The organism is Fibrobacter sp. UWB12 (assembly GCF_900142485.1).
GTDB lineage: Bacteria > Fibrobacterota > Fibrobacteria > Fibrobacterales > Fibrobacteraceae > Fibrobacter.
In genome coordinates, this window is the sequence record NZ_FRAZ01000002.1 from 22,030 (window position 1) to 45,669 (window position 23,640).

The following is a 23,640-nucleotide window of genomic DNA, read 5'->3' on the forward strand; positions in this document are numbered from 1 at the left end:
TATACCATATTACAGCTCAGTCAAGACACCGTTGATGTAGGTTGCAAGAATCGACGACGGCAATTCCTTGCCCAACAGCGGCGAATTGCAGACGTGACCAGCAAAATCGCTTTCGACGACCACATGCGGTTCATTCGGAGCAAGTACAACAACGTTGTTAGCATTAGAGGCAGAGCCAACCAAGCTAGCCGGTGCCGTTGAAAGAAGTTCAACAGCGCGAGCCTCGCCCACCTTCGCAACAAGTTTATTCCAAATTGCAGGAAGAGCAACTTCCAGAGAAAGTGCGCCCGGCACGGAATCTTCGAAGTTCACTACTTTGTCTTGACGGAGTACCGGAGTATGATTTACGCTAACAGCATTGACCGTTCCGTCGACAATTCCCTGCCACAGAGCATCGCGATCGGCAGCCGAACGGATTGGCGGCAAGATGTGGTAAGCGGAATCAAGCGTTTCGAGACAAGAATCGTCGAACAGCAAGTGGTAAAGACCAACATCGCAGGTAACATCAATACCCATCTTGCGAGCATTACGAATAAGGTCTAAAGTTTCACCGCAAGTGACTTGCTTAAAGTGAACCGGCACCTGCAAGAATCGAGCCGTTTCGAGAACCGTGTAAACAGCAATCGTTTCGGCAATGCGAGGAATACCCTTCATGCCGAGCATGTCGGAATAAGCACCTTCGTGAACGCAGCCGCTGTGACGGAGCGTCTTGTCCATCGGCTGGAAGAAGAAACGCTTGCCCGTCATCTTGCCATATTCCATTGCCAAGCGGAGGAAGCGGGAATGAGGAATCACGCCGTTGCCATCGCCAAAGCCAGCAACACCGGCTTCGGCAAGTTCGACCATTTCGGCCAAACTATCGGTACCAAAGCCCTTGCTATAGGCGCCAAGGAACTTGATATCAAATGCTTCTTCGCCACGTTCTTCGGACTTGAAGCGGTTCACCATTGCAGTGAACTTGTCAGCATCGTCAATCGGGTTTGCGGCACTTTCATAAAGGCCACCGTAAAAACCGCCCTTGCGCAAGGCATCAAAGCCATCGGCAAACGTATAGACATCGTCGCGGAGCGGTTCCATAAAATCAATACCGAGCCCAAAGAGAGCCGGTATCACAAGGGCGCCCTTGCAATCAAATTCACTTGTTGCAGCACCTTCGCAGACATTCAGGCTAACGCTATCGCGCAATTCAAAGGACTTGCCGTTCCAGAACTTTGCATTTTTCAGAACAACATTCGAAAGACGACCATTACAAGGCTTACGCATTTTCATTGTTGCGACCTCCAGCCAAAAGGAAGAGAACGGCCATACGGACTGCAACGCCGTTGGTCACCTGATCAAGAATAACAGAATGTTCGCCATCGGCAATATCGGAATCGAGTTCCACACCACGGTTGATTGGACCCGGGTGCATGATGATGACCTTGTCCTTGGCACATTCCAAAAGTTCATCCGTAATGCCAAACGTATTGCGGTATTCACGCATACTCGGGAGGAGAGCATCGTCCATGCGTTCTTTCTGCAAACGGAGAGCGATAATGGCGTCGGCATTTGCAACAGCCTTCTTCACGTCCGGTTCCCACGTTACGTGGTTCATGAGGTCCGTGTTACGCGGCACCAAGGTCGAAGGTCCGCAGAGCGTTACATGAGCTCCCATCGTGGACATGCCCCAGAGGTTACTGCGAGCCACACGGCTATGGCGGATATCACCGATAATTGTCACATTCTTGCCTTCGAGCGTGCCCAACTTTTCTTCGATGGTCAACATGTCGAGGAGAGCCTGCGTCGGGTGTTCATGCGCACCATCGCCAGCATTCACGATAATGGCATTGCTGTGTTCGGCGAGGAACTTCGGTACGCCAGTACCCTTGTGACGAACAACCACGATGTCAATCTTCATCGCTTCGATGTTGCGAAGCGTATCGACGAGCGTTTCGCCCTTCTTGACGCTGGAATTGGAACTTGCGAAGTTCACCGTATCCGCAGAGAGGCGCTTTTCAGCAAGTTCAAAGCTTGTACGCGTACGGGTGCTGTTTTCGAAGAACAAGTTCACGACCGTCATGCCCCGGAGGCTCGGAACCTTCTTGACCGGGCGTTCGAGGATTTCGCGGAACTGTTTTGCATGGTCCAGAATCAGACGGATATCGTGCTTGGACACTCCACGGAGTCCAAACAGATGTTTAATTTCCAAAGCGCTCACGTTACGCCTCCACTTCTACGAGATAAACGGAATTTTCTTTATCAATGGGATCGATAGCCACACGGACTTCCTGATTTTTAGCAGTCTCGACCGTCAGCCCAACACAGTCAGGCGCAATCGGGAGTTCGCGGTGACCGCGATCAACGAGCACGCAAAGACGGATAGCAGCTGGGCGCCCAAGATCCAAGATGGAACGCATGGCAGCAAGTGCCGAACGGCCCGTATAAAGCACGTCATCCACGAGGATAACAGTCTTGCCTTCTACCGATGCGGGCATCTCTGTAAAGCGCATTTCAGTGGCGACCTTTTTGCGGTAGTGGAAGTCGTCACGATAATAAGTAGCATCAAGGCTACCCATTTCGATAGGCTTACCAAATTTCTGTGTCAGGCGTTCAGTGAGTTTTTTTGCCAGCGGAATACCGCGGCTAGCCATGCCAAGGACAATCATGTTGTCGGCAGACGGATGCATCTTAGCGATTTTAGCCGCCATCTCGTCCAGGGCGAATTCCATCGTCTGGGCAGAAAGAAGCTCGCTTACTTTTTTGCAGTTATCGTTCATAAAACAGTCGTTAGTTATTAGTCGTTAGTCTTCAGTCTATAATTTCCTGGCCATGTTATTTGGACATGATGCTATGGCGCCATCCCGACTTCGCGGATGCTCCGCTCAGAATGACGAATCACGTCTTCATGTACGACAAAGCCGTATTTTTAGGTGAATGTAGTTTTTTTAGGGGCTATTTGCCTCAGCGAGTTGTAAAACACCCCCCTTAATTTTATATATATAGGCAAAAACACTAGTTACAGGAGCCCCAAATGGCATTTAATCAGTTAGACAAACCGCAGGCAGGCGAAACCATCGCCATCATGAAGACCAACCACGGCACAATGAAACTCCGTCTTTTCGAAGAAATCGTCGGTGAATGCGCCACGAACTTCATCGAACTTGCAAAGCAAGGCAAGTACGACGGCGCTCCGTTCCACCGCATCATCAAGGACTTCATGATCCAGGGTGGTGACTTCACCCGTAAAAATGGCACCGGCGGCCACGCTGCACAGGGTCCGGGTTCTACCATCGGCGACAAGTACGACAGCCGCCTCACCCACGTCCGTGGCGCTCTCAGCTGGGCAAAGACAGCCATGCCGCACAGCATCGGTAGCCAGTTCTTCATCGTTCACGGCAACAACGTGCACTTCCTTGACCACGACCAGTGCGGCCCGGGCCCGGCTGACGGCTACTCCGTTTTCGGCCAGCTCTACGAAGGTTTCGAAGTTCTCGACGAAATCGCCGGCGTACAGACCGACCGCATGGACCGTCCGTACGATGACGTCATCATCGAATCCGTGACAATCGAAAAGGCTTAATTAGGCAATAGGTATTAGGTGTTAGGTTATAGGATAATAATCGCGGCATAGCCGCACATTATAGACGCGCGAAGCGCGTGATACTTTTCCTAACCCCTAACTCCTGTAACCTAATACCTAGAAAAAAATTCATTTTTTTCGACATACGCCCTTGACACGTACATCTATTCATTCTATATTTGTGCGCGTCCTCGGGGTTATAGCTCAGTTGGTAGAGCGCCTGCATGGCATGCAGGAGGTCAGGAGTTCGACTCTCCTTAGCTCCACTAAAAAGACTCGCACAAAGCGAGTCTTTTTTATTTTACAACCTATCGCACTAGTCATAATATAAATTTATAGCGATCTCGTCTTGCTCGCAAAAACGCGCATTAAAACAGAAAAGAATCGTTACTATAAAATAACATTTTTGTATTTTATTTAACATTATGGCCAGGCTTACAAAATTCTCTTTCGTTTTACTCTCCTCCGCTAGTGCCTTATGCTTTGCCGGAGCAAATACAAACATTGTATGCGATGCAAAAAAAATGGACGCATTCGCTTACGAAGATTGCATTGCCGAACAAAGAGGCGCTAAACTCGACAAGACCGATTTTTCCGAAAGGACTGCTCCTCCCGCCGAGCTCATTTCCGAAAATTACGTTGAACCATTCTCTTACGATCCATTCCAACGAGACGCTTACTTAACATCGTCATTCGGAGAGAACCGCGGTACGCGTTACCATGCAGGTATCGACTACTCCACGCAAATGGAAGAAGGTTGGCCGATCTACGCACCCGAAAACGGATTCATCAAAGAAATCAAGGTATCTCCGTTCGGTTACGGTAAAGTGATGTTCTACGAAGGACAAAGCGGAAAGACATGGGTGTTCGCACACCAGAGCAGCTTTACTCCTGAAGTAGACAACTTAGTTCGTCAAAAACAATACGCAACCAAGAGTAACGATGTTTCGATTAAGCCAAACACAAGATTCCGCAAAGGCGATACGCTTACATTCTCGGGAAGTACAGGCATCGGCAACCCGCACCTGCACCTCGAAGTCCGTTTGAACAAGGATGACGTAACTTCACCTTGCCAATTGGGCGTCAAATGCCTCGATACAATTGCTCCGCAAATTTTTGGAATTGCCGTTTGGCAAGGTAACGAACTTGCACTTACGACAGACGAAGCGCTCCGCAACGGATGTGCGGAAACGCCCGTCAAGAATGAATTTAACTTGTCCATAGCAATCAAGATTGCCGACTACAGCCGCGAGCCCAAAGAAAATCCGATGGCAGTCCGCAGAGTCGAACTGTGGCGTTACGACGACAAGATTTACAGCAAAGTCATGGATGAACTCAGCTACAAGAAGATGATTGACATCCGTAACGAACTACTCTGGGCAGAAGAAGCAGATACCGCAGGCGACTGGCACTACATTGACGCTAAGATTGGCCCCATATCCACCTACAGACTTGAAGTCGAAGACTTTAGCGGTCACGTTGTCAGACGTGAATTCAACTTCCATAAGTCTTGCAAGAATAACGGCAAGTTTGTATTAACCAAGAATCAGAATACTCCGCTTTACACGTTCTTGAGCAAGAGCATGCTTGACATTTTCCGTTGCGAATCTGGATACAAGTTTGCCGCCTTGAACAAGGACGAACAAATTATCAACAACGACCTCTGCAAGATTTTCGATCACAGCAAGCCCCTCCCCATCGGAAAAATCGTCGAGACATTCCCCGAAACAAGATACATCCGGTATAGCGCCGATGCAGCCTCGACCGGCACAGGTCGCAGCGTAAATGAACTTATCGCAGTCTACCCTTACGGGAAATACAAAAACAGCATCAACTGGTATACGAAAGTCGGCAACGTGAAAATTTCACAAAAGATTTCGGGAATCCCCGTTGTTGGAGACACTTCGCAACGCGTTCTCGCCATCACGCGCAACCAAACCGACAGCGTTGATTTTTACGAATTCCATCCGAAGGGTCTGCAATTCTACGGCAAGTGGAACGTCTGCATAGAAAACGAAGACAACCCGGCCCCGCTTTACTGGCTCGGCGAAACAACACGCAGATGGTTCTACTTCGAAAAGCAAACAGGTTCCAAGAACCGTTGCGCAACAACTAATGAACTTAGGGATTTGGCAAACATTTCTGACGAAGACGGAATTTCGCTCGGATTCCCCTATTGGGCAGAAACACTCGTCGGAGGCACATACCAAGCAGCTCTCAAGATTCCGCTTTATTCTCGATATGCAGGAATCCCTGATGGAAACGCCATTACAGTCAAGTACGGCAACAAGTGGATTGCTGCAGAATACGACTCCGAACCGCGTGAAATCATCATTCTTGGCGAAGCACTCCCCGATGCTGGAGAAACGCTCACTATCGAAATCACCGACGATTCGAAGCGCAAGACCAAAAAAGATATAACCGTTCCTGGATTCTAAAAATTACAAATCACAATAAAGCGAAAGTTTTCGTTTGCAACCAAGAGCCAAGCGCACGAGGTCGCGAATTTTGTCGTTCAACCGCGGGAAATCCACCGGATGAACGGCAATGCGCGGAACACCGAACGGAAACTTCAATATTCCTTCGGCATAGACAAATGCCGCTTTTTCTGTAGCTTTCGGAATACCCGCAAAACTAGCCACGGGAGACGAATAGCGGACACCATCAGCGGTCGTTAAAGAAAAACGGTCTTCGTACAACATTTTTTCAGCACGAACTTGTCTTGGCAAGAACTTATTGCTAAACCAAGTCGGAGGAATAAACGCAACCGGCTTTTCAACATTTCCGTTTTCATCGGCGAATAAATTTTTCCATGCACCAAGCGCCGCCTGCAAAAGACGGCTCGATTCATATTCGCAAAGCCCTGCAAATTCAGCTTCGCCAGACGTCATGTTCATGCCAATGAGCCCCGCATAGCTACGCCCCTGGCTGAATTCGGCTTTATGCTTAAAGCCATGCAACGCAAGTTCAAAGCCCTCGGATTTCAAACGAGCAAGCGTTTCACGAAATTCAGCGATTGATTCGTCCGTAGCATTTTCCGTATCAGGAATAACCAGCACACTAAAAGGAGCTCCAGCAAGATCCTTGAGTTCTTCAAGGATTGGAAGAGACGTGCGGAAATTCCACACCGAAAAATCATGAAAACAAAGGAGAAACTGGCGAGACATGCGAAGGAAGATAGTAAAAAATCTATATTTCCCGACATGTTTGAATCAATTATCCTCGGTCTGTTACAGGGCCTCGCTGAATTTCTCCCCATCTCTAGCTCGGGTCACCTTGTGATCGGGCACGAACTTTTAAACATGAACGAAGCGGGCATGTTCTTTGACATCATGCTCCATGCCGGAACGCTCCTTTCCATATTCGTCGTGTTCCGCAAAAAGATTGTAGACATCATCGTCGGTTGCATCCGCCGTGACCGCGACCAGCTCCGCGAAGCGGGCTACATCATTCTTGCAAGCATCCCGACAGCACTCATCGGGCTCGGCTTCAAGGATGCACTCGAAAGCCTGTTCGAAAACCCGCGCGCCGTCTGCGTTGCAGAACTTTTCACCGGTCTTTTGCTTTTCACATCGCAGTGGGGCCCGACCGGCGCCAAACACCCGGATAACGAAGGCGTCAAGATGAACTGGTGGCGCGCTCTCGTGACTGGCGTTGTTCAAGGCATCGCCTGCATTCCGGGCATCAGCCGTAGCGGCTCGACGATTAGCGCCATGATGTTCATGGGCGTGAACCGCAAATACGCTGGCGAATTCAGCTTCCTCATGAGCATCCCGGCAGTTGGCGGTGCAGCACTTCTCGACTGCATCAAGTGGATCAAGTGCCAGAGCATGACCCCGGAAAAAGCACTTCTCGACCCTGAAAAGGCTTTGAAATGCGTTGACGCAGGCAACTTCTCGCCGGAACTTTTGGTGGGCATGATCGTTTCCTTCATCTTCGGCATCATCGCTCTCAAGTGGCTCATGACCTTCTTGCAGAAGGGCAAGTTCCAGCACTTCGCCTGGTACGTCTGGGCAGTCGGCATCTTGGGACTGATTTTCATAAAGTAAAAAATAAAAAAAAGTCCTTTTTTCAGCAGCACTCGCTTTGCGAGTGCGATTTTTATTTTTTTTGTTTATCTTTATTTTTATAAGAAGGGGAATTTTTATGGCGAGATTTATTTTAGCGTTTTTATTCGTATTTGCTGTTTTTGCGAACGCCAATGTTGCCCGACCATCCACACATGGAAAGCTCCACGTTGTAGGTTCAAACCTCTACGACCACAAAGGCAATCTAGCCGTTCTCAAGGGATTCAGCACACACGGGCTCACTTGGTTCCCTAAATATGTCAATCAAGGCCTTTTCCGCCAAATCAGTTCCGAGTGGAACACCAACTTGATTCGACTCGCCATGTATTCTTACGACTACTGCAACGGTAACAAAAAGAAAAATTTGGAAATTCTCGAAAAAGGTGTCGAATTCGCCATCGCAAACGACATGTATGTCATCATCGACTGGCACATTTTACAAGACAATAATCCCAACGAAAACCTTGCTGAAGCAATCGATTTTTTTAACAAGATTGCAAAAAAATACGCCAATATTCCCAATGTCATTTTCGAAATCTGCAACGAACCCAACGGCAATACCACTTGGGACGACATCAAGGAATATTCAAATCTGATAATTCCCGTCATCCGCAGATACAATCCCGATGCATTGATTCTTGTCGGAACACCGAACTACAGTCGAGAAATTCAATTCCCTGCCAAGGATCCTTTGGAATTTAAAAATGTCATGTACGTGTTCCATTTTTACGCGGCCTCGCACAAAGATGATTTTCGCCAAAAGCTTAGAAAAGTCGTAGCCTCAGGTACGCCCATTTTCATTACCGAAAGCGGTCTCTGCGAAGAAGATGGCAATGGGCATATTGACTTGGAAAGCGTCAAAAAATGGTACAGCCTTGTCGATTCATTACATCTAAATTATACAATTTGGAGTTTATCCAACAAAGATGAAACTTGCGCCATTGTCAATTCGGATTCTCGTGCATTAGAATACCTGACCGAAAAAGATTTGACATATTACGGGAAACTCGCACGAGCGATTATGCGCAAAGAAGATGTCGACTCCATCGCCCCAGACAACAGAATATCATCAAAATTCAAAATTATATCGCGAACACAGCCTTACATGCTTTGGCTTATATTTGCTGCACCGGCGCTCATTATCGTTTTATTATTAACAGTAACAAAAATCGTTCTAAAAAAATTAAAAAGAAACCAAATCAAGACCTATACGCAATTATACAAATACGGGCACACCGAAGATAAAGTACGCAAGCCAAGTTTTTGGAGAAACGCCGTACTGATTATAGGAACTATTTGTACCTTGATTTACCTTTGCTGGCGAATGACATGTTCCATCCCATTTGCATTCGGAAACATCGCCGTAATAGGAAGCGTCATTTTGCTCGCTGTAGAAATTCTCGGATTCATAGAATCATTGATTCATTACAACGACATGCTCAACTTGAGGAAATATCCGCTACCGCAAATCAAGCCCGAAGAATTCCCGGATGTCGACATTTTCATATCCACTTACAATGAACCTGTTGAGCTTTTGCGCAAGACCATTATCGGTTGCAAGTACATGGAATATCCCGATAAGGATAAAGTTCACATTTATCTGTGCGACGACAATCGTCGCCCCGAAATGCGTAAGCTTGCCGAAGAACTGGGCGTAAATTACTTTGACCGCCCCGATAACAAAGGCGCCAAAGCCGGGAACCTGAACGAAGCCTTAAAGCGAACAACATCGCCTTACATAGTGACTTTAGATGCAGACATGATTCCGCGCCGCAAGTTTTTACTCAAGACCATCCCCTACTTTATCGATGCCGAAAAAATCAACGAAACTTTGCCCGAAGAAAAGCGATTTCCGCTCGGCATTGTACAAACACCGCAAAGTTTTTACACACCGGATGTTTTCCAACATAATTTGTATGCAGAAACAATTGTTCCGAACGAACAAGACTTTTTCTACCGCGTAATCGAAGCGGCAAAGACTTCATCAAACAGCGTGATTTACGGAGGCTCCAATACAATTCTTTCAAGAAAGGCGCTAAACAAAATCGGCGGTTTTTACACGGAATCCATCACCGAAGACTTTGCAACCGGCATGCTGATTGAATCATCTGGATTTGCAAGCCTTGGGCTTTCGGAAGCGCTCGCCTCGGGAATTGCGCCCAACTCGTTCAAAGAGCACATCCAGCAGCGCACCCGCTGGGGGCGCGGAGTCATCGCAACAGCCAAGCAGCTCAAGTTTTTACGAAATCGCAAATTGAACTTTGCGCAAAAATTAAGCTACCTGAGTTCCGTTTTATATTGGTTTTCCCCCATCAAGCATCTAGTTTATTTGCTATCACCCTTGATGTTTGCCGTTTTTTGCATTCCCATTTTCAAATGCACCTTGCTAGACTTGATTTTATTCTGGCTACCGATGCATATTATGCAGATTATTTCGCTGCGCGTTCTTAGCCGCAACATGATTTCAACTCGTTGGAGCGGCATTTACGAAACATCCGTCATGCCATTCTTGCTGATACCCATCATTAAGGAAGCGCTTGGCCTCACGCTTTCGACATTCAAAGTCACCAAGAAAGAAAAAGCAAACGAAAGAATTATCGACAAAAAGAGCCTTATTCCCTTTATTGTGTTATTGACACTGACCGTTTTGGGAATTGCGCAAATGACTTACATGTTCATTGTTTACGAATACATCGGAGTACTCGCCATATTGTTCTGGCTATTCATCAATTCGTATTACCTTATCATGTGCATTATGCTTGTTCTCGGACGCGATGCAGATGGCGAAAACGTGAAAGTTCGAGCCGCGGAATTGGTTGAGGTCACTAAAAAAGACGGCTGCCGCGTAAGTGGCATTACCACAAAACTACTTGAACACGGAGTCGACATTTACACAGACAACATGAACGATTTGTACCTAGGTGAACCCATCAATTTTGAAATTCAAACGACGAGCTACACGCTGCAACTCAAGGGAACTGTAGTTGCAGAACATCGTTCTAATAATCCGCACATTCCAAGCGTCTATACCGTCGAAATTCTCGATTTTAACGGCAAAAAGGACGAATACATCCAGATGCTTTACGACCGCATTTCAACTCTGCCGCAATACCTGAAAATCGGCCGAGGAGCACTATTCGACATCTGGAGAAACATTTCTCATAGAATATCGTCTTAAAAATCGAGACATCATTACTATCAAACGAGATTGCGCTAGCGGTCTTGTGTGAGCAAAAAGCGCCTCGTATTAACGAGGCGTGATTGACGCTTTCAGCGTCCGCGGCTTTACTCGGTCATGAAATTATGCAAGCATAATTTCGCGACGCTCGTTTTGCACGCTTTTGCGAGAGCGAACGCTCTAAAGGTGTTGTTATTTTGCATTAGCGCGAGCGGTCTTGTGTTGGCACGGTTATTGCATATATTCCCGCGAAAACAGAGCGGAAACACGCAAAACGTTTCATTTTGAAACTTTCAAAAGTTTCCTGCTTCAAAATTTAACAAAGGACAAGAAAACATGGCAACAGAAAAGATGGAGTTCCAGACCGAAGTTCGCGACATGCTGAACTTGATGATTCATTCTCTTTACAGCAACAAGGAAATTTTCCTCCGCGAATTGGTTTCTAACGCAGCAGATGCACTCGACAAGCGTCGTTTTCTCTCGCTTTCGAACTCCAGCCTCCTCCCGGTGGGCACGCAGTTGCGCATCGATATTTCGGTGAACAAGGAAGGCAAGCGCCTCGTTGTCGAAGACAACGGTATCGGCATGAACAAGGAAGACTTGATCAACTGCTTGGGTACGATTGCACGTAGCGGCACCAAGAACTTCATCAAGAACTTGAAGGATGCCGACAAAAGCAGCGTCGATTTGATTGGTCAGTTCGGTGTGGGTTTCTACTCCGTGTTCATGGTCGCAAAGAAGGTCGAAGTCTTGACGCTCAAGGCTGGCGAAACGCAGGGTTACCTGTGGAGCTCCGAAGGCACGGGCGATTTTGAAATTTCTGAAGCCCCGCTCGACAAGGTCGGCACGAAGATTACGCTTTACCTCAAGGATGACGAAGACGCCGATGATTTCGCTAGCGAATGGAAGATCAAGGACATCGTCCAAAAGTACAGCGGTTTCGTGAGCTACGGCATCTACTTCCACCCGGAAGCAACGAAGAACGACAAGGGCGAAATCGAAGAAAAGCCCGAAGAACGTTTGAACGACAAGACCGCTTTGTGGCGCCAGAGCGAAAAGGACGTCACCGAAGAACAATACAAGGATTTCTACAACGTCATCAGCCACGAAGCTGACGAACCGGCCGCCTGGAGCCACAGCCACGCCGAAGGTTCCCAGGAATTCTGGAGCCTCGTTTACGTTCCGTCCAAGGCTCCGTTCAACATTTGGCACAACGACGCTCTGCACGGTCTGAAGCTCTACGTGAAGAAAGTCTTTATCATGGATGACTGCAAGGACTTGCTGCCGCCTTGGCTCCGCTTTGTGCGCGGCGTGGTCGATTCCGAAGACTTGCCGTTGAACGTGTCCCGTGAAATCTTGCAGAACAACAAGATTATCACGAACATCCGCAAGCATGTGATTAAGAAGGTGCTCGACGCCTTGCAGAACATGGCCGACAAGGATGTCGCTAAGTACAACGCTTGGTGGCGCGAACTCGGCATGGTCCTTAAGGAAGGCTTCTACATGAACTGGGAACATCTTGACGAACTCAAGAAGTTGCTCCGTTTCGAAAGCACCAAGACCGAAGGCGACGCTCTCGTAAGCCTCGACGAATACGTGAAGCGCATGCCGGAAGGCCAGAAGGAAATCTACTACCTCGTGGGCGACAAGAACGCCATTAAGTCGAACCCGATGCTTGAAGCATTCAAGGCCAAGGGCTACGAAGTGTTGCTCATGAGCGACGGCATCGACGAATTCATGATGTCTAGCCTCACGGAATTCGGCGACAAGAAATTCCACGACATTTCCCGTGGCGATGTGGACTTCGAAAAGACCGAAGAAGAAAAGAAGGCCGAAGAAGAAAACAAGGGCATTTTCAAGGGTCTCTGTGAAAACTTGCAGAAGGTCTTGGACGAAAACATCAAGGAAGTCCGCGTGTCTAGCCGCCTCAAGGATAGCCCGTGCTGCCTCGTGACGAGCGAAGATGCGATGAGCGCCCAGATGGAACGCATGATGAAGGCTATGGGCCAGAAGAACTTGCCGAAGAGCAAGCGCATTCTGGAAATCAACCCGACACACCCGATTTGCGAAATGCTCAAGAAGAAGGCCGAAGCGAACGAGGATCTTGGCGATTGGCCGAAGGCCCTCTACGGTCAGGCTTTGCTTGCCGAAGGTTCTCCGCTGCCAAACCCCGCTGAGTACGTCGCTGCGATTACAAAACTGCTGACGGCCAGCGTGAAGTAGGACAAATGCGTAAGGCGAGTGTCGCAGCCATGGTTGACGCTTCGCGTCCGCAACTTCAGCTCAGCCATAAAAAATGCAAGCATTTTTTGCGACATTCGCTTTGTATGCTCTTGCATGGATAGGACCGAGCCGAGCATTTGGTACTTGAGCGTAGCGAGAGTACAAGTAGACAGTAGACGGTAGGAAGTGACGCAGAACGAGAATGCGTTTCATGTCATCCTGAGCGAAAGCGAAGGATCCAGTTATTGTCCAACAGCAAGACTTTACTGGATGCTTCAGCCCTTACGGGCTTCAGCATGACGATTAGCACACAGAAAAAGACCACGATTCACTCGTGGTCTTTTTTGCGTTTTGCAAATCCAGTCTCTCGTCTGTAGCCCGCATGCTTCGACAATAGGTTGGTGAGCCAGCCGAACCACACCAACCTAAGCAGGCGTTTTCGCGTCTAATCTTGGATGCAGCGGACTGAAAACCCGTAGCTTTTGCGTCCGCAGTCCAGATACGTGTTGTCCTTGTTGTAGTTCAAGTACATGCCCCACGCGCAAGTGGCAGAAAACTCTGTAGAACTCCAAAAGTACGTGTCGTTGCCCTCGTTGTTGAAAACCACATCAGCATCGCGCCTGCCAGAAGTTTCCCTGTCACCGGCAGGAAGTGCCGAAAACCCGAAGGCATCGGTACCGTAACCTTCATTATGCCAGCCTTTGGTGTACTTAAGGTCCATACCAGCAGTGGGTTTGCCGCCCACAGCCTCAAACAGGGTTTTGAATTCCAGATTGGAAGGCAGATGCCAGCCCTCGGGGCATATTCCGCGCACCGGGTATTTCGGCGAGCACGTCATCATATTGAGGCCACAGGCCCTACCATTATCACTCCATTCTCCCGCACTATCCATCGCAGCAGCCCAGGTGTAAAGGCGACCGTACTTGGCGCAGTATTCTGCAGAATCATTATAGCAGTAACTATTTCGTTCTTCGTAGTTGAGGTTCTCAGCCATCCAGATCTGTTCGCCGATTTTCACGGTCTTGTAAGTCTGACCATCGCGGTCGTCGGTCAGCGAACCGTATTCGCAATTGTCTTTCTTTTCGGTTTTGCACGAAGTCGCCACAGTCACCGAACTGCTTGATTTCGCACTGCTACTAGAGCTTTTGACGGAACTGCTGGACACAGGTTCGTCTGAATTGGCGTTGCTGCCGCTATCGCCACCGCATGCGGTAAAAGCCAAAGCTACCAATAGAATCATTATGGATCCTATCGCGCGACGCGCTCCAGGATGACATTTTTTAATACAATCTTCTCCATAACAACTCTTAAACAATTTTCTTCTGAATTCGTTCAGAATGACACTCGTATTTTTCATCTACAACCTCCAAGGAATAAATTAAAGATCTTTTTATTTGTCTTTTGCACACCGGACCGAGAGTTTCCAATTTTTATCTGATTTAGCCGACACAAATGAATCATCCGTATATGTGGTCATCATGTCGATTGCCAAAGAATCCCCTTGTTCTACGGAAGTCCAAAATTCCGTCAAAATGCCCTCCAGACCGAAAACTGAATGAGCATTACCTGCAGGAAGAACCGTAAATCCGTATTTATCCAAGTTCACAACTGGGATAGTATCAACCCTAACAATTTCGTCACCCTTTCTTGCAGTCCGATACCGATTGCAAGGCTCCCAACCACTTGTGGATTTGAGGATTTTGCCAGCTTCATCTTTACCGCCCATAAGGTTTATCAACGTATTCCATTCCGTTGTATCCGGCAAGTGCCAGCCAGAAGGGCATGCAGTCTTCGCCGCCGCCCATGTGTAATGACGACCATACTCTTCGCATTTGCTTGGGTTATCATAGAAGCAAAAACTATTTTCCGACTCGTAATTCAAATTCTCGGCCATCCACCACTGCTCATTGATTTTTACCGTCTTGTACGTTTGACCATCACGAGAATCCTTGAAGGAGCTACGTTCGACACCCACATCCGAAGGGCCATACCCCTTAACGCAACGAACCGGATATTTTTCACATGTAGGGCGAATCCACCAAGTCGTATGAGCATCTTCATCACCCCTAACCCACATGGTTATAGCTAGGTCGGTATAAAAATTGCTCGTCCAGAAATAAGTGTCATCCAAATCAGAAAGTTGCTGAGCCGAAAAGCCGAATGCATCGACACCATTATGGCCTTCTTTCCAGCCTGTCATAGACTTTAGCATTTTACTCGCAACGTCAGTCCCTCCAATGGCCTCCATCAAAATCATGTATTCGCATTCACTCGGCAAATGCCAACCGTAAGGGCAAGCATGCATCGCAGCGGTTTGCTTATAACGGCCCTTTTTGTAACCTTCCATTTCGTAATTTAGGTCATCCACCATCCAAGTCTGTTCACCAATGACGACCGTCTTGTACTTTTTGCCATCACGAGGGTCGGTCATCGTGCCGTATTCGCACTTATCATCCTTTTCCGTTTTGCACTGCTTAGCGGGCTTTACGGAACTCAATATACTCGGATCGGAACACCCCTCTTCACCCGCCAAGCCAAATATCGTTGGTGGCATGCACATTTCTTCGTCATCGTCATCCCAATCGTCCGCAGACGAAGACGACTTTGCAGAACTGGATGAAACTTTTTTGTTTGACGAGGAGTCCGCCTTGCTACTGCTGGATTTTTTCACAGCACTGCTGGACACCGGTTCGTCCGAGCTTGCCGACGTAGAATCATCATCGCAGGCGGAAAACAAGAACGCTGACACGGCACAAATTGCGAACAACTTTTTCATAAACATCTCCTCCCCATACATTTGAATTAAATATAAGTTATTCTTTTGTTAAAAAAAGAGGGCCCAAGAACGCCCCCCCCAAAAAAGAACAGCAAAGCAGTAAACTTAACGCACCACAAGAGCGATAATGGCTGCAACAAGCCCGCCAACAGCAACTCCGGCAAGAACAATTAAAGCCACCATCATCCACTTGACGTATTTAGCCATGCGAACCCACATTGAAGACTGGTCTTTTGAAAAATGCTGGTAAGCATTGAGAGCAGCCATCAACGTAAACCCGACATCATCTAGCCAACCAAAAACAGGAATAGCATCCGGCACAGCATCAACCGGAGACAAGTCGTAAAGAACAGCAAGCATTGCGATAACTACAGAAAGTGCTTTCCAGACAACAGGAGAACCATTCTGTTCATCCCCCGGTTTCACAGTCCGTCTATCACGATGCAAATCATTCATATCGTGAACTTCAACATCATCATAAACTTTATCATCAGCCATTCAAAGCCCATCCTTATAATCAAATCACTTTTTAAATATACAAACAAAAAGAAAAAGACTACCGATTTCTCGATAATCTTTTTCTAAAAGTATCTGCTATTTGAACCGTATATGCCGATCCCGGAATAAATCCGGGATGACTGCAAAAAATCGGATAAGCGAGCAGAGCCAGGCCGCAGACCCCGAAGCCGTACAAATAGTACGGCGAGTGGGTTGAGAACGCCGCTATGCGAAACTTAGACGATTTTTGCGCTTTCGCTTCGCTCAATCGCCAAATGCTAATCTCGGTCATGTCCATGCAAGCATGGGCGCGACTCTCGATTTACGCATTTGTTACCCATGATATAATTTACTTGTCTGATAATTCGGTTCCGAAGTCAAATTCACACCGAGGCGGCGGAACACACCAACATCAACCTGCGAGAGGATCACGCTAGAGTGGACTTCGCAATGGCGGAGTTCCGGAAGCTTTTCAAGAGCAATCTTGGCGTTGTAATCTGTAAGAGCGCAAACAGAGAGAGCCACGAGAACTTCGTCCATGTGGAGGCGCGGGTTCTTGTGACCAAGCTGTTTTGTCTTGAGGTTCTGAATCGGCTCAATCACCATCGGAGAGAGCAAACGAACTTCGTCCGGGATGCCAGCCAAATGCTTGAGAGCATCGAGCAAAGCAGCTGAGGATGCGCCCAAAAGCGAAGAGGTCTTGCCCGTAATGATGGTACCGTCGTTCAATTCGATTGCAACAGCCGGACCATTCGTTTCTTCGGCCTTTGCGACTGCAGCAACAGCGACCTTGCGATCCTTGGCGCTAATGTGAGCCTGTTCCATCACGAGTTCAAGCTTGTAGACCTGATCCTTTTCGGCATTGCCCTTGCGGACTTGACAAAGCGTATTGTAGTAACGACGGATGATTTCGGCATTGGCGGCTTCGCAAACAGCAGCATCATCAACGATGCAGTTGCCAGCCATGTTCACGCCCATATCCGTCGGGCTCTTGTACGGAGATTCACCGAGAATGCGCGTAAAGAGAGCGTTCAGCACCGGGAAAATTTCGACATCGCGATTGTAGTTGATGGTCGTCTTACCGTAAGCTTCCAAGTGGAACGGGTCAATCATGTTCACGTCGTTCAAGTCGGCCGTTGCAGCTTCATATGCGAGGTTGACCGGGTGCTTGAGCGGGATGTTCCAAATCGGGAACGTTTCGAATTTGGCGTAACCAGCCTTAACGCCACGCTTGTTTTCATGATAAATTTGGGAAAGGCAGACAGCCATCTTTCCACTTCCCGGACCCGGAGCAGTCACCACAACGAGTTCGCGAGAAGTCTCAACAAATTCATTTTTGCCATAACCATCATCGCTCACGACAAGCGGAATGTTGCTCGGATAGCCGGCAATCGGGTAATGACGATAGACCTTGAGGCCAAGCGTTTCAAGCTTTTTCTGGTAAGCGACCGCACTCGGCTGTTCTTGCCAACGAGTCAATACCACGCTGCTCACGTAAAGGCCATAACCGCGGAAAGCATCAATCAAGCGAAGAACGTCCTGATCGTAAGTAATCCCGAGGTCGCCACGAACCTTGTTCTTTTCGATGTCGCCAGCATTAATGGCGATGATGACTTCGGCCTTATCCTTGAGCTTTTCGAGCATGCGGATCTTGGAGTCTGGAGCAAAACCCGGCAAAACGCGACTTGCATGATGATCATCGAATAATTTTCCACCAAATTCAAGATAGAGTTTTCCGCCAAATTTAGAGATACGTTCTTGAATTTTTTCAGATTGAGTTTTTAGATAAGCTTCGTTATCAAAACCAACTTTAAACATATATCAAATACCATTTTTTGTGTTTTAGACAATTATAAAAAAATGTAAACCACCATCTCAAGTCCAAAAAAATATTTTTTTGCCATATTTCTAAATTTAGCGACGAACATGTTTACTTATCGCTACAGAGAACTCGCCGTAGCCCTCGAAAAAAAGGGTGAAGTTCGCCTTGCACTCGCAAAAACGCTCCGCGTAAACCCCGAAGAAATCTTCAACCTCGAAGTGGAGCGTTTTTCGCTAGACTCCAGACGTAAAGGGGATTTGCGTTGGTCATATAATGTCATTTTTGACTTGAAGCGGAAAATCCGTGCAACAGGCAACAACGCACGCGGGCTCATCGAGTCGGAACGAGAAATTCGCAGTCTTGATGCAGAACCGGGCAAAAGTACGGTTCCCTTGGCAGGCCACGTTGATATCATCGGTGCAGGTCCAAGCGGCTTGTGGGCAGCATTGCATCTATTGCGCAAAGGCTTTTCCGTTGACGTTTACGAACAAGGGAAGCAAGTCGAAGAACGATTCCGCGACATCCGTCGATTCTTTGTAGACCGTAAATTCAACGCCTACAGCAATGTACTTTTTGGCGAAGGCGGTGCAGGCGCATTCAGTGACGGCAAGCTCAACACGCGAAGCCGCAACTTGTTCAGTGAAACAGTTCTCAAGGACATGGTGCAATTTGGCGTCGACGAAAGCGTCGTCACGTTTGCAAAGCCGCACATCGGTACAGACAAACTCGTTTTGATGTTGCGCAAAATTCGTGCAGAAATCGTCAAGCTCGGTGGACACATCCATTTCAATACAACCCTTGAAGATATTGAAATTAATGACGGGCGAATCACAGCTATTAAGCTAAAGAACGTCTTTGCGAGCCCCGGAACAATGTCCGGGATAAACTCCGCGAAGCAATCCAATGCAAGCACCGCGATTTCTCATTGGCAACCTTGCGAAGCGCTCGTTCTCGCCGTTGGGCATTCCGCACGCGGCGTTTATGAGTTACTCCATGCACGCGGAGTCCAGCTTGAAAGCAAAGCTTTCGCCATGGGCGTTCGCGTCGAACATCCGCAGACACTCATCAACAGGCGCCAACTCGGAAACGTCGATACAAAAATCACCGGTGCCGCCGAATATTTCCTCGCTACGCCAACACTAAACAAGACCTCAAGCGCTTATAGTTTTTGCATGTGCCCCGGCGGAGTTCTTGTGCCATGCGCATCGGAACCGGGAACACTCGCCACAAACGGCATGAGCTACAGCCGCCGCAACGGAGCGTTCGCAAACGGAGCCATCGCAGTCCCGATTACTGCAGGCGCCGAAGGTTTTGACATTCCATCAAGCGGTTCACTATTTGGCGGTCTCGACTTGCAGCGCAAAATCGAAAGCGATGCATACAACGTCGGCGGAAAAAATTACGCAGCACCTGCACAAACAATAAAGAGTTTCCTCGCCCACCAAGAAGACAAATCACTCCCGAAATCCACATACCCCTGCGGACTTGTCCAAAGCAATTTGTGGGATTGGATGGACAAGACCATTTGCAAGAGCCTTGCCGAAGGATTCCAAAACTTCGACCGCAAAATTCCGGGATTTATAGATCAAGGGCTAATTGTCGCACCAGAAACGCGCACCAGTTCACCACTCCGCATTCCGCGCAATAACGAAACACTCGAAAGCGTGAATACCAAGGGTTTATTCGTCCTTGGTGAAGGAGCCGGATACGCAGGCGGAATCGTCACCAGCGCCGCCGACGGCGTGCGCCTTGCTCATTACGCGAAAAAGGAAAACAAGTAATAGGTGTTATTAGGTACAAAAAATGATTACACGAACAATTGATCGCAACTTTGCCAACATGCGCCTTGACCGTTTTCTCCGCAAGGCATTCCCCGAAGAATCCCTCTCGGTGTTCTTCGCCGTCATCCGCAAAAAGAAAGTCCGTGTAAATGGTGTTGTCGGCAAGGCAAACCAAATGCTCGTCGAAGGCGACGTAGTAAACATTTACGAAAATTTCAAAAGCGTTAGTGAAGACGATAAAAAGGGGGAAAGCCTTCCCCTCGCTTCCGCCGCCGAAGCGGCTCCCGCAACCCCTTCGAGCGGGGACACCCAGCAACACCCCGACGCAAAAAGCGCAACAGGTTTCGCCAAGAAAAAAAGCACTTGGGGGCAAGTACGCACTGGCGCAGAAAAACAAGCGCATTGGGGCGCTCACGAGCTCGACCTTATCGTGCAAACCGAAGATTACGTTGTAGTCAACAAGCCCTCGGGACTCGCAAGCCAGCCAGGAAGCGGCACGCGCCCCGGCGAGAGCCTCGTGGAATACCTTTGGGAATGGGGCCGCAATGAAGGTCTCGACTTTAAGCCGACTATTGCCCACCGCCTCGACCAAGAAACTTCGGGTATGATTATTGCGGCCCTCCATGGTGATACACTCCGCGACTTCACGCGCATGATTCGCGAACACGTCGTAGATAAATTCTACTTCGCGCTTGTCAAAGGCAATCTCAAGAAAGACCGCGGTACCATCAACGAATCGCTTTTGCGCACTGATAGCGCCAAGGGCAGCAAGATGCTCGTCGGTCAAGATGACGATAACGCACAAAAGGCAATCACGCATTACCGTGTCAAGCAACATTACGAAGGCTACGATCTTGTAAAAATCAAACTCGAAACAGGCCGCATGCACCAAATCCGTGCGCACTTTGCAAGCATCGGACATCCGCTTTTGGGCGACACGCGCTACGGTGATTTTGCGCTCAACCGCGAAGTAAAAAAGCAATTCGGTCTGAACCGTTTATTCTTGCACAGTTGCCGTCTGGAATTCGATTGGAAAGGTGAACACAAAGTATTCGATTGTCCGCTGCCCAAAGAACTTCGAGACGTCATCAAGCAGTTAAAACCGATTCACTACGAGCGCCCCGAGAACAATTTTCAAAAAAGTCACAGACGATAAAACGGCGATGCCGCAACAGGGTGCGGCATGACATAAGTAGGCGAAGCCTGTCACCCCGTGCTTGTCACGGGGCCGCACCTTTCCATGCAGGACTGCAACACTATCCCCGTACTAACGGGAAATCGAACTGTATGCTGCGCGGGGTTGCAAACTTGTCAAACGCAATCTCGTAGCAGAAATTCTTTTCGTCCACAACGCGAATTGTACCCACGCCAAAAATCTTGTGCACAACACGATCGCCAACTTCAAATGTTGCCGAAGGCGCTTTCTTGACTAGTCCCAAGCTCTCGTCATTCAGGAAATCTCGTTCCTGATCGACATTTGATATGTGTGCCTTCGCGGCCTCGAGCAAATCTTCCGAAAATCCACGAGCAATATCAAGCCCGCCCATATCCATTTCAAGCAAAAACCTTGACGGGTAACGCGTTCCGCTATCCCCCGCCACACCATCTTCAGCATCGCTTATACAAAGCACATTTTCGGCACGCGTAAATGCCACATACGCAAGCCTGCGTTCTTCTTCGAGCTGAACCTTATTCTGCACGCGCTTTACTGGGAAAAAGCCTTCATTTAAGCCACACACAAAAACGTACGGGAACTCCAAACCTTTGGCGTTATGAATCGTCATAAGTTGTACGCGGTCTTTTTCTTCGGCATCTTCATCAACATTCGTGAACAGCACGATATTCTGCAAATACTCATCTAGCGAAGCGTCCTCTTCGTAGTAATTTTCAAATTCGAGAATTCCTTGTTTGAGTTCTGCAAGATTGTCCAAGCGGTCTTCATCGCCGTCCAAGCGCAACATTTCTTCGTACTTCGTCTCTCGCAAAATTTTCGCCAAGATTTCAGAAACGCTCATGTCCCTATAGCACGAACGATATTTTTCAATCAATTTCACATACTCAACGACATTGCTTCGCGCCAAAAATCCCTTGCAGTCAAAATCAATCTTATTGCGTTCATTGCCAACCGACGACATTTCCGCCTGCGACGAAATATCACAAGCCACATCATTCAACATTCCCGCTTCCGATACAATTTCCAAAAGCGCCTCGTAAAGCCCTACGCCTCGCGCATCTGCAAAAGCCTGCAATATGGAAACCTTACGCGGCCCAAACTGGCGTTTGGGTGTATTCACCGTCCGCAAGAAAGACAAATCATCGGCATACACAAGCATACGCAAATAACAAATCACGTCCTTAATTTCTTTGCGCTGATAAAATCCGACACCACTATAAACTTTATACGGAATATTCTCCGCCATCAAAGCTTCTTCGACAGAACGCGACTGCGAATGCATCCGGTAAAGTACCGCAATATCTTTGTAACGCATACCACCCGCACTCTGCACGGCATTCTGGATACGTTCTACAATCCATTTCGCCTCTTCGCGCGTATTCTTTGCATGGTAAAAGACAGGCGTTTTTCCGCCAACACGCACAGGCCTCAAGACCTTCTCAATTCTAAACTTGTTGTTCTTGATAACCGCATCCGGCACCTTCAAAATGCTCGGCGTAGAACGATAATTATTCTGCAATAAAATCGTTTTCGTTCCCTGATGCGTTTTGTCAAATTCAAGAATACGATTGACGTCGGCACCGCGCCATCCATAAATCGTCTGGTCCGGATCCCCTACCACAAATAAATTTTTGTGATAGCTCGAAAGCAAGTCCGCAAGCATGAACTGTTGACCGTCAATGTCCTGATACTCATCGACCATCACGTACATCATGCGTTTGCGCCACTTGTCCAACTGTTCCGGAAAACTTTGAAGAATGTACAAAGTCACCAAAATCAAATCGTCAAAATCTAGTGCATAATTTTTCTTTTGCTCGTAAAGGTAGCGGTAATAAACCTTCATCCACTTGTCATCTGCATCATCAGACAATTCCAGCAAATGGTCTTTAGGCATTTCGCGACTCTCTTCATCGCGGGCACCCTCATTGCGACCATCTACACTCAAACCAATATCATTTTCCGAAGGCAGTTCTGCAAAGAGTGAAACGTAATCCAAATCATTTGCCTTGCGGCCCCCGATAAAATCAAGGACACTGCTGATTTTCAAATCCTTGAGAGAAAAACCGAGATCCGCATACGCCTTGCGCAATAGCGATTTTTGGTCATCCTCGTCCAGAATCATAAATTCTTTCGGGTAATTCAACACGTGGATTTCTTCACGCAAGAAACGCACGCAGAAACCATGGAACGTCGAAATATAACCGCTATCGTCACCGCCTAGAATCGAGCGAATGCGTTTTTTCATTTCATTCGCCGCCTTGTTCGTGAACGTCACGCAAAGAATGTTCGACGGCGAAATTCCCATTTCCTTCACGAGATACAAATAGCGGTGCGTGAGCGTTTTCGTCTTGCCCGACCCTGCACCCGCCACAACGCGCACGTAGCCCTCGGTCGTTTCTACCGCCTCAAGCTGTTCCTTGTCCAAGCGAGAGCGTTCCCCCTCAAGGGAATCAACAACTTGAGCTTTAGCAACTTGAGCATTAATTTCTTGGGAGAGAGCCATCCGCGCCTCGCATTGTAGTGAACATTTGTTTTACTGCTCAAAAAGTAGTCTTTTGAATA

16 protein-coding genes and 1 tRNA gene are annotated in these 23,640 nt (G+C 48.0%); 8 read left to right on the forward strand and 9 right to left on the reverse strand.

All coding sequences use genetic code 11. The features are described 5' to 3' along the window. Positions 1 to 9: 9 nt before the first annotated feature. The 3 genes from BUA34_RS02650 to pyrR are packed head-to-tail and all read right to left on the reverse strand — an operon-like array spanning position 10 to position 2,756. The gene (locus BUA34_RS02650; RefSeq protein ID WP_072827213.1) at positions 10 to 1,269 is read right to left on the reverse strand and encodes an amidohydrolase family protein; all 1,260 of its coding nucleotides are present in this window, start codon (positions 1,267 to 1,269) and stop codon (positions 10 to 12) included. Beyond that, the gene (locus BUA34_RS02655; protein ID WP_072827214.1) at positions 1,256 to 2,197 is read right to left on the reverse strand and encodes an aspartate carbamoyltransferase catalytic subunit; all 942 of its coding nucleotides are present in this window, start codon (positions 2,195 to 2,197) and stop codon (positions 1,256 to 1,258) included. The genes BUA34_RS02650 and BUA34_RS02655 overlap by 14 nt, the downstream gene beginning before the upstream one ends. Position 2,198: 1 nt before the next feature. Continuing rightward, entirely contained in the window at positions 2,199 to 2,756 is a 558-nt protein-coding gene (gene pyrR / locus BUA34_RS02660; protein ID WP_072827215.1) for a bifunctional pyr operon transcriptional regulator/uracil phosphoribosyltransferase PyrR, read from the reverse strand. A 254-nt stretch (positions 2,757 to 3,010) separates the two neighbouring features. Here pyrR and BUA34_RS02665 point away from each other — a divergent pair, with 254 nt between their 5' ends. The 3 genes from BUA34_RS02665 (at position 3,011) to BUA34_RS02675 (ending at position 5,997) form a co-directional block, all read left to right on the forward strand. Next, the gene (locus tag BUA34_RS02665) at positions 3,011 to 3,559 is read left to right on the forward strand and encodes a peptidylprolyl isomerase (RefSeq protein ID WP_072827216.1); all 549 of its coding nucleotides are present in this window, start codon (positions 3,011 to 3,013) and stop codon (positions 3,557 to 3,559) included. Between the two features lie 193 nt (positions 3,560 to 3,752). After that, positions 3,753 to 3,825 (forward strand) — tRNA-Ala (locus BUA34_RS02670). Between the two features lie 258 nt (positions 3,826 to 4,083). Further along, positions 4,084 to 5,997, forward strand: a complete 1,914-nt coding sequence (locus BUA34_RS02675) for a M23 family metallopeptidase (RefSeq protein WP_254794289.1) — start codon at positions 4,084 to 4,086, stop codon at positions 5,995 to 5,997. Positions 5,998 to 6,000: 3 nt separating this feature from the next. On the opposite strand, the gene BUA34_RS02680 is transcribed toward BUA34_RS02675, so the two are convergent. Further along, positions 6,001 to 6,726 carry a polysaccharide deacetylase family protein gene (locus BUA34_RS02680; protein WP_072827218.1) on the reverse strand — a complete coding sequence of 242 codons (726 nt, stop codon included), beginning with the start codon at positions 6,724 to 6,726 and terminating at the stop codon, positions 6,001 to 6,003. Between the two features lie 36 nt (positions 6,727 to 6,762). Here BUA34_RS02680 and BUA34_RS02685 point away from each other — a divergent pair, with 36 nt between their 5' ends. From BUA34_RS02685 to htpG, 3 genes are all read left to right on the forward strand, one after another. Further along, positions 6,763 to 7,608: an undecaprenyl-diphosphate phosphatase gene (locus BUA34_RS02685; RefSeq protein ID WP_072827219.1), complete on the forward strand. Its 846-nt coding sequence runs from the start codon at positions 6,763 to 6,765 to the stop codon at positions 7,606 to 7,608. 97 nt (positions 7,609 to 7,705) lie between these two features. Next, complete coding sequence (locus BUA34_RS02690) at positions 7,706 to 10,804, forward strand: cellulase family glycosylhydrolase (RefSeq protein ID WP_083579712.1); 3,099 nt, start codon at positions 7,706 to 7,708, stop codon at positions 10,802 to 10,804. Between the two features lie 336 nt (positions 10,805 to 11,140). Next, positions 11,141 to 13,027, forward strand: a complete 1,887-nt coding sequence (gene htpG / locus BUA34_RS02695; protein WP_072827220.1) for a molecular chaperone HtpG — start codon at positions 11,141 to 11,143, stop codon at positions 13,025 to 13,027. A gap of 445 nt (positions 13,028 to 13,472) precedes the next feature. Here htpG and BUA34_RS02700 read toward each other — a convergent pair whose 3' ends face one another. From BUA34_RS02700 to BUA34_RS02715, 4 genes are all read right to left on the reverse strand, one after another. Then, entirely contained in the window at positions 13,473 to 14,267 is a 795-nt protein-coding gene (locus BUA34_RS02700; protein WP_072827221.1) for a fibrobacter succinogenes major paralogous domain-containing protein, read from the reverse strand. Positions 14,268 to 14,417: 150 nt separating this feature from the next. Then, positions 14,418 to 15,803: an FISUMP domain-containing protein gene (locus BUA34_RS02705; protein ID WP_175545413.1), complete on the reverse strand. Its 1,386-nt coding sequence runs from the start codon at positions 15,801 to 15,803 to the stop codon at positions 14,418 to 14,420. Between the two features lie 105 nt (positions 15,804 to 15,908). Beyond that, complete coding sequence (locus BUA34_RS02710; protein WP_072827223.1) at positions 15,909 to 16,301, reverse strand: YkvA family protein; 393 nt, start codon at positions 16,299 to 16,301, stop codon at positions 15,909 to 15,911. Positions 16,302 to 16,634: 333 nt separating this feature from the next. Continuing rightward, the gene (locus tag BUA34_RS02715; RefSeq protein ID WP_072827224.1) at positions 16,635 to 18,119 is read right to left on the reverse strand and encodes a DUF1846 domain-containing protein; all 1,485 of its coding nucleotides are present in this window, start codon (positions 18,117 to 18,119) and stop codon (positions 16,635 to 16,637) included. A gap of 108 nt (positions 18,120 to 18,227) precedes the next feature. On the opposite strand from BUA34_RS02715, the gene BUA34_RS02720 reads away from it, so the two are divergent. Continuing rightward, on the forward strand, positions 18,228 to 19,904 hold the full coding sequence (locus BUA34_RS02720) for an NAD(P)/FAD-dependent oxidoreductase (RefSeq protein ID WP_072827225.1): 1,677 nt from the start codon (positions 18,228 to 18,230) through the stop codon (positions 19,902 to 19,904). A 22-nt stretch (positions 19,905 to 19,926) separates the two neighbouring features. Then, positions 19,927 to 21,060 (forward strand): RluA family pseudouridine synthase, encoded by a 1,134-nt coding sequence (locus BUA34_RS02725; RefSeq protein WP_072827226.1) that lies wholly within the window; start codon positions 19,927 to 19,929, stop codon positions 21,058 to 21,060. A 100-nt stretch (positions 21,061 to 21,160) separates the two neighbouring features. On the opposite strand, the gene BUA34_RS02730 is transcribed toward BUA34_RS02725, so the two are convergent. Then, on the reverse strand, positions 21,161 to 23,581 hold the full coding sequence (locus tag BUA34_RS02730; RefSeq protein WP_072827227.1) for an ATP-dependent helicase: 2,421 nt from the start codon (positions 23,579 to 23,581) through the stop codon (positions 21,161 to 21,163). Between the last annotated feature and the right edge of the window lie 59 nt (positions 23,582 to 23,640).

Coding starts and splice junctions, on each gene's coding strand:
- BUA34_RS02685 (WP_072827219.1), top strand. CDS start 6,763: ATGTTTGAATCAATTATCCTCGGTCTGTTACAGGGCCTCGCTGAATTT.
- BUA34_RS02690 (WP_083579712.1), top strand. CDS start 7,706: ATGGCGAGATTTATTTTAGCGTTTTTATTCGTATTTGCTGTTTTTGCG.
- BUA34_RS02680 (WP_072827218.1), bottom strand. CDS start 6,726: ATGTCTCGCCAGTTTCTCCTTTGTTTTCATGATTTTTCGGTGTGGAAT.
- BUA34_RS02720 (WP_072827225.1), top strand. CDS start 18,228: ATGTTTACTTATCGCTACAGAGAACTCGCCGTAGCCCTCGAAAAAAAG.
- BUA34_RS02675 (WP_254794289.1), top strand. CDS start 4,084: ATGGACGCATTCGCTTACGAAGATTGCATTGCCGAACAAAGAGGCGCT.
- BUA34_RS02700 (WP_072827221.1), bottom strand. CDS start 14,267: ATGATTCTATTGGTAGCTTTGGCTTTTACCGCATGCGGTGGCGATAGC.
- BUA34_RS02665 (WP_072827216.1), top strand. CDS start 3,011: ATGGCATTTAATCAGTTAGACAAACCGCAGGCAGGCGAAACCATCGCC.
- BUA34_RS02650 (WP_072827213.1), bottom strand. CDS start 1,269: ATGAAAATGCGTAAGCCTTGTAATGGTCGTCTTTCGAATGTTGTTCTG.
- BUA34_RS02725 (WP_072827226.1), top strand. CDS start 19,927: ATGATTACACGAACAATTGATCGCAACTTTGCCAACATGCGCCTTGAC.
- htpG (WP_072827220.1), top strand. CDS start 11,141: ATGGCAACAGAAAAGATGGAGTTCCAGACCGAAGTTCGCGACATGCTG.
- BUA34_RS02730 (WP_072827227.1), bottom strand. CDS start 23,581: ATGGCTCTCTCCCAAGAAATTAATGCTCAAGTTGCTAAAGCTCAAGTT.
- BUA34_RS02715 (WP_072827224.1), bottom strand. CDS start 18,119: ATGTTTAAAGTTGGTTTTGATAACGAAGCTTATCTAAAAACTCAATCT.
- BUA34_RS02705 (WP_175545413.1), bottom strand. CDS start 15,803: ATGAAAAAGTTGTTCGCAATTTGTGCCGTGTCAGCGTTCTTGTTTTCC.
- BUA34_RS02710 (WP_072827223.1), bottom strand. CDS start 16,301: ATGGCTGATGATAAAGTTTATGATGATGTTGAAGTTCACGATATGAAT.
- pyrR (WP_072827215.1), bottom strand. CDS start 2,756: ATGAACGATAACTGCAAAAAAGTAAGCGAGCTTCTTTCTGCCCAGACG.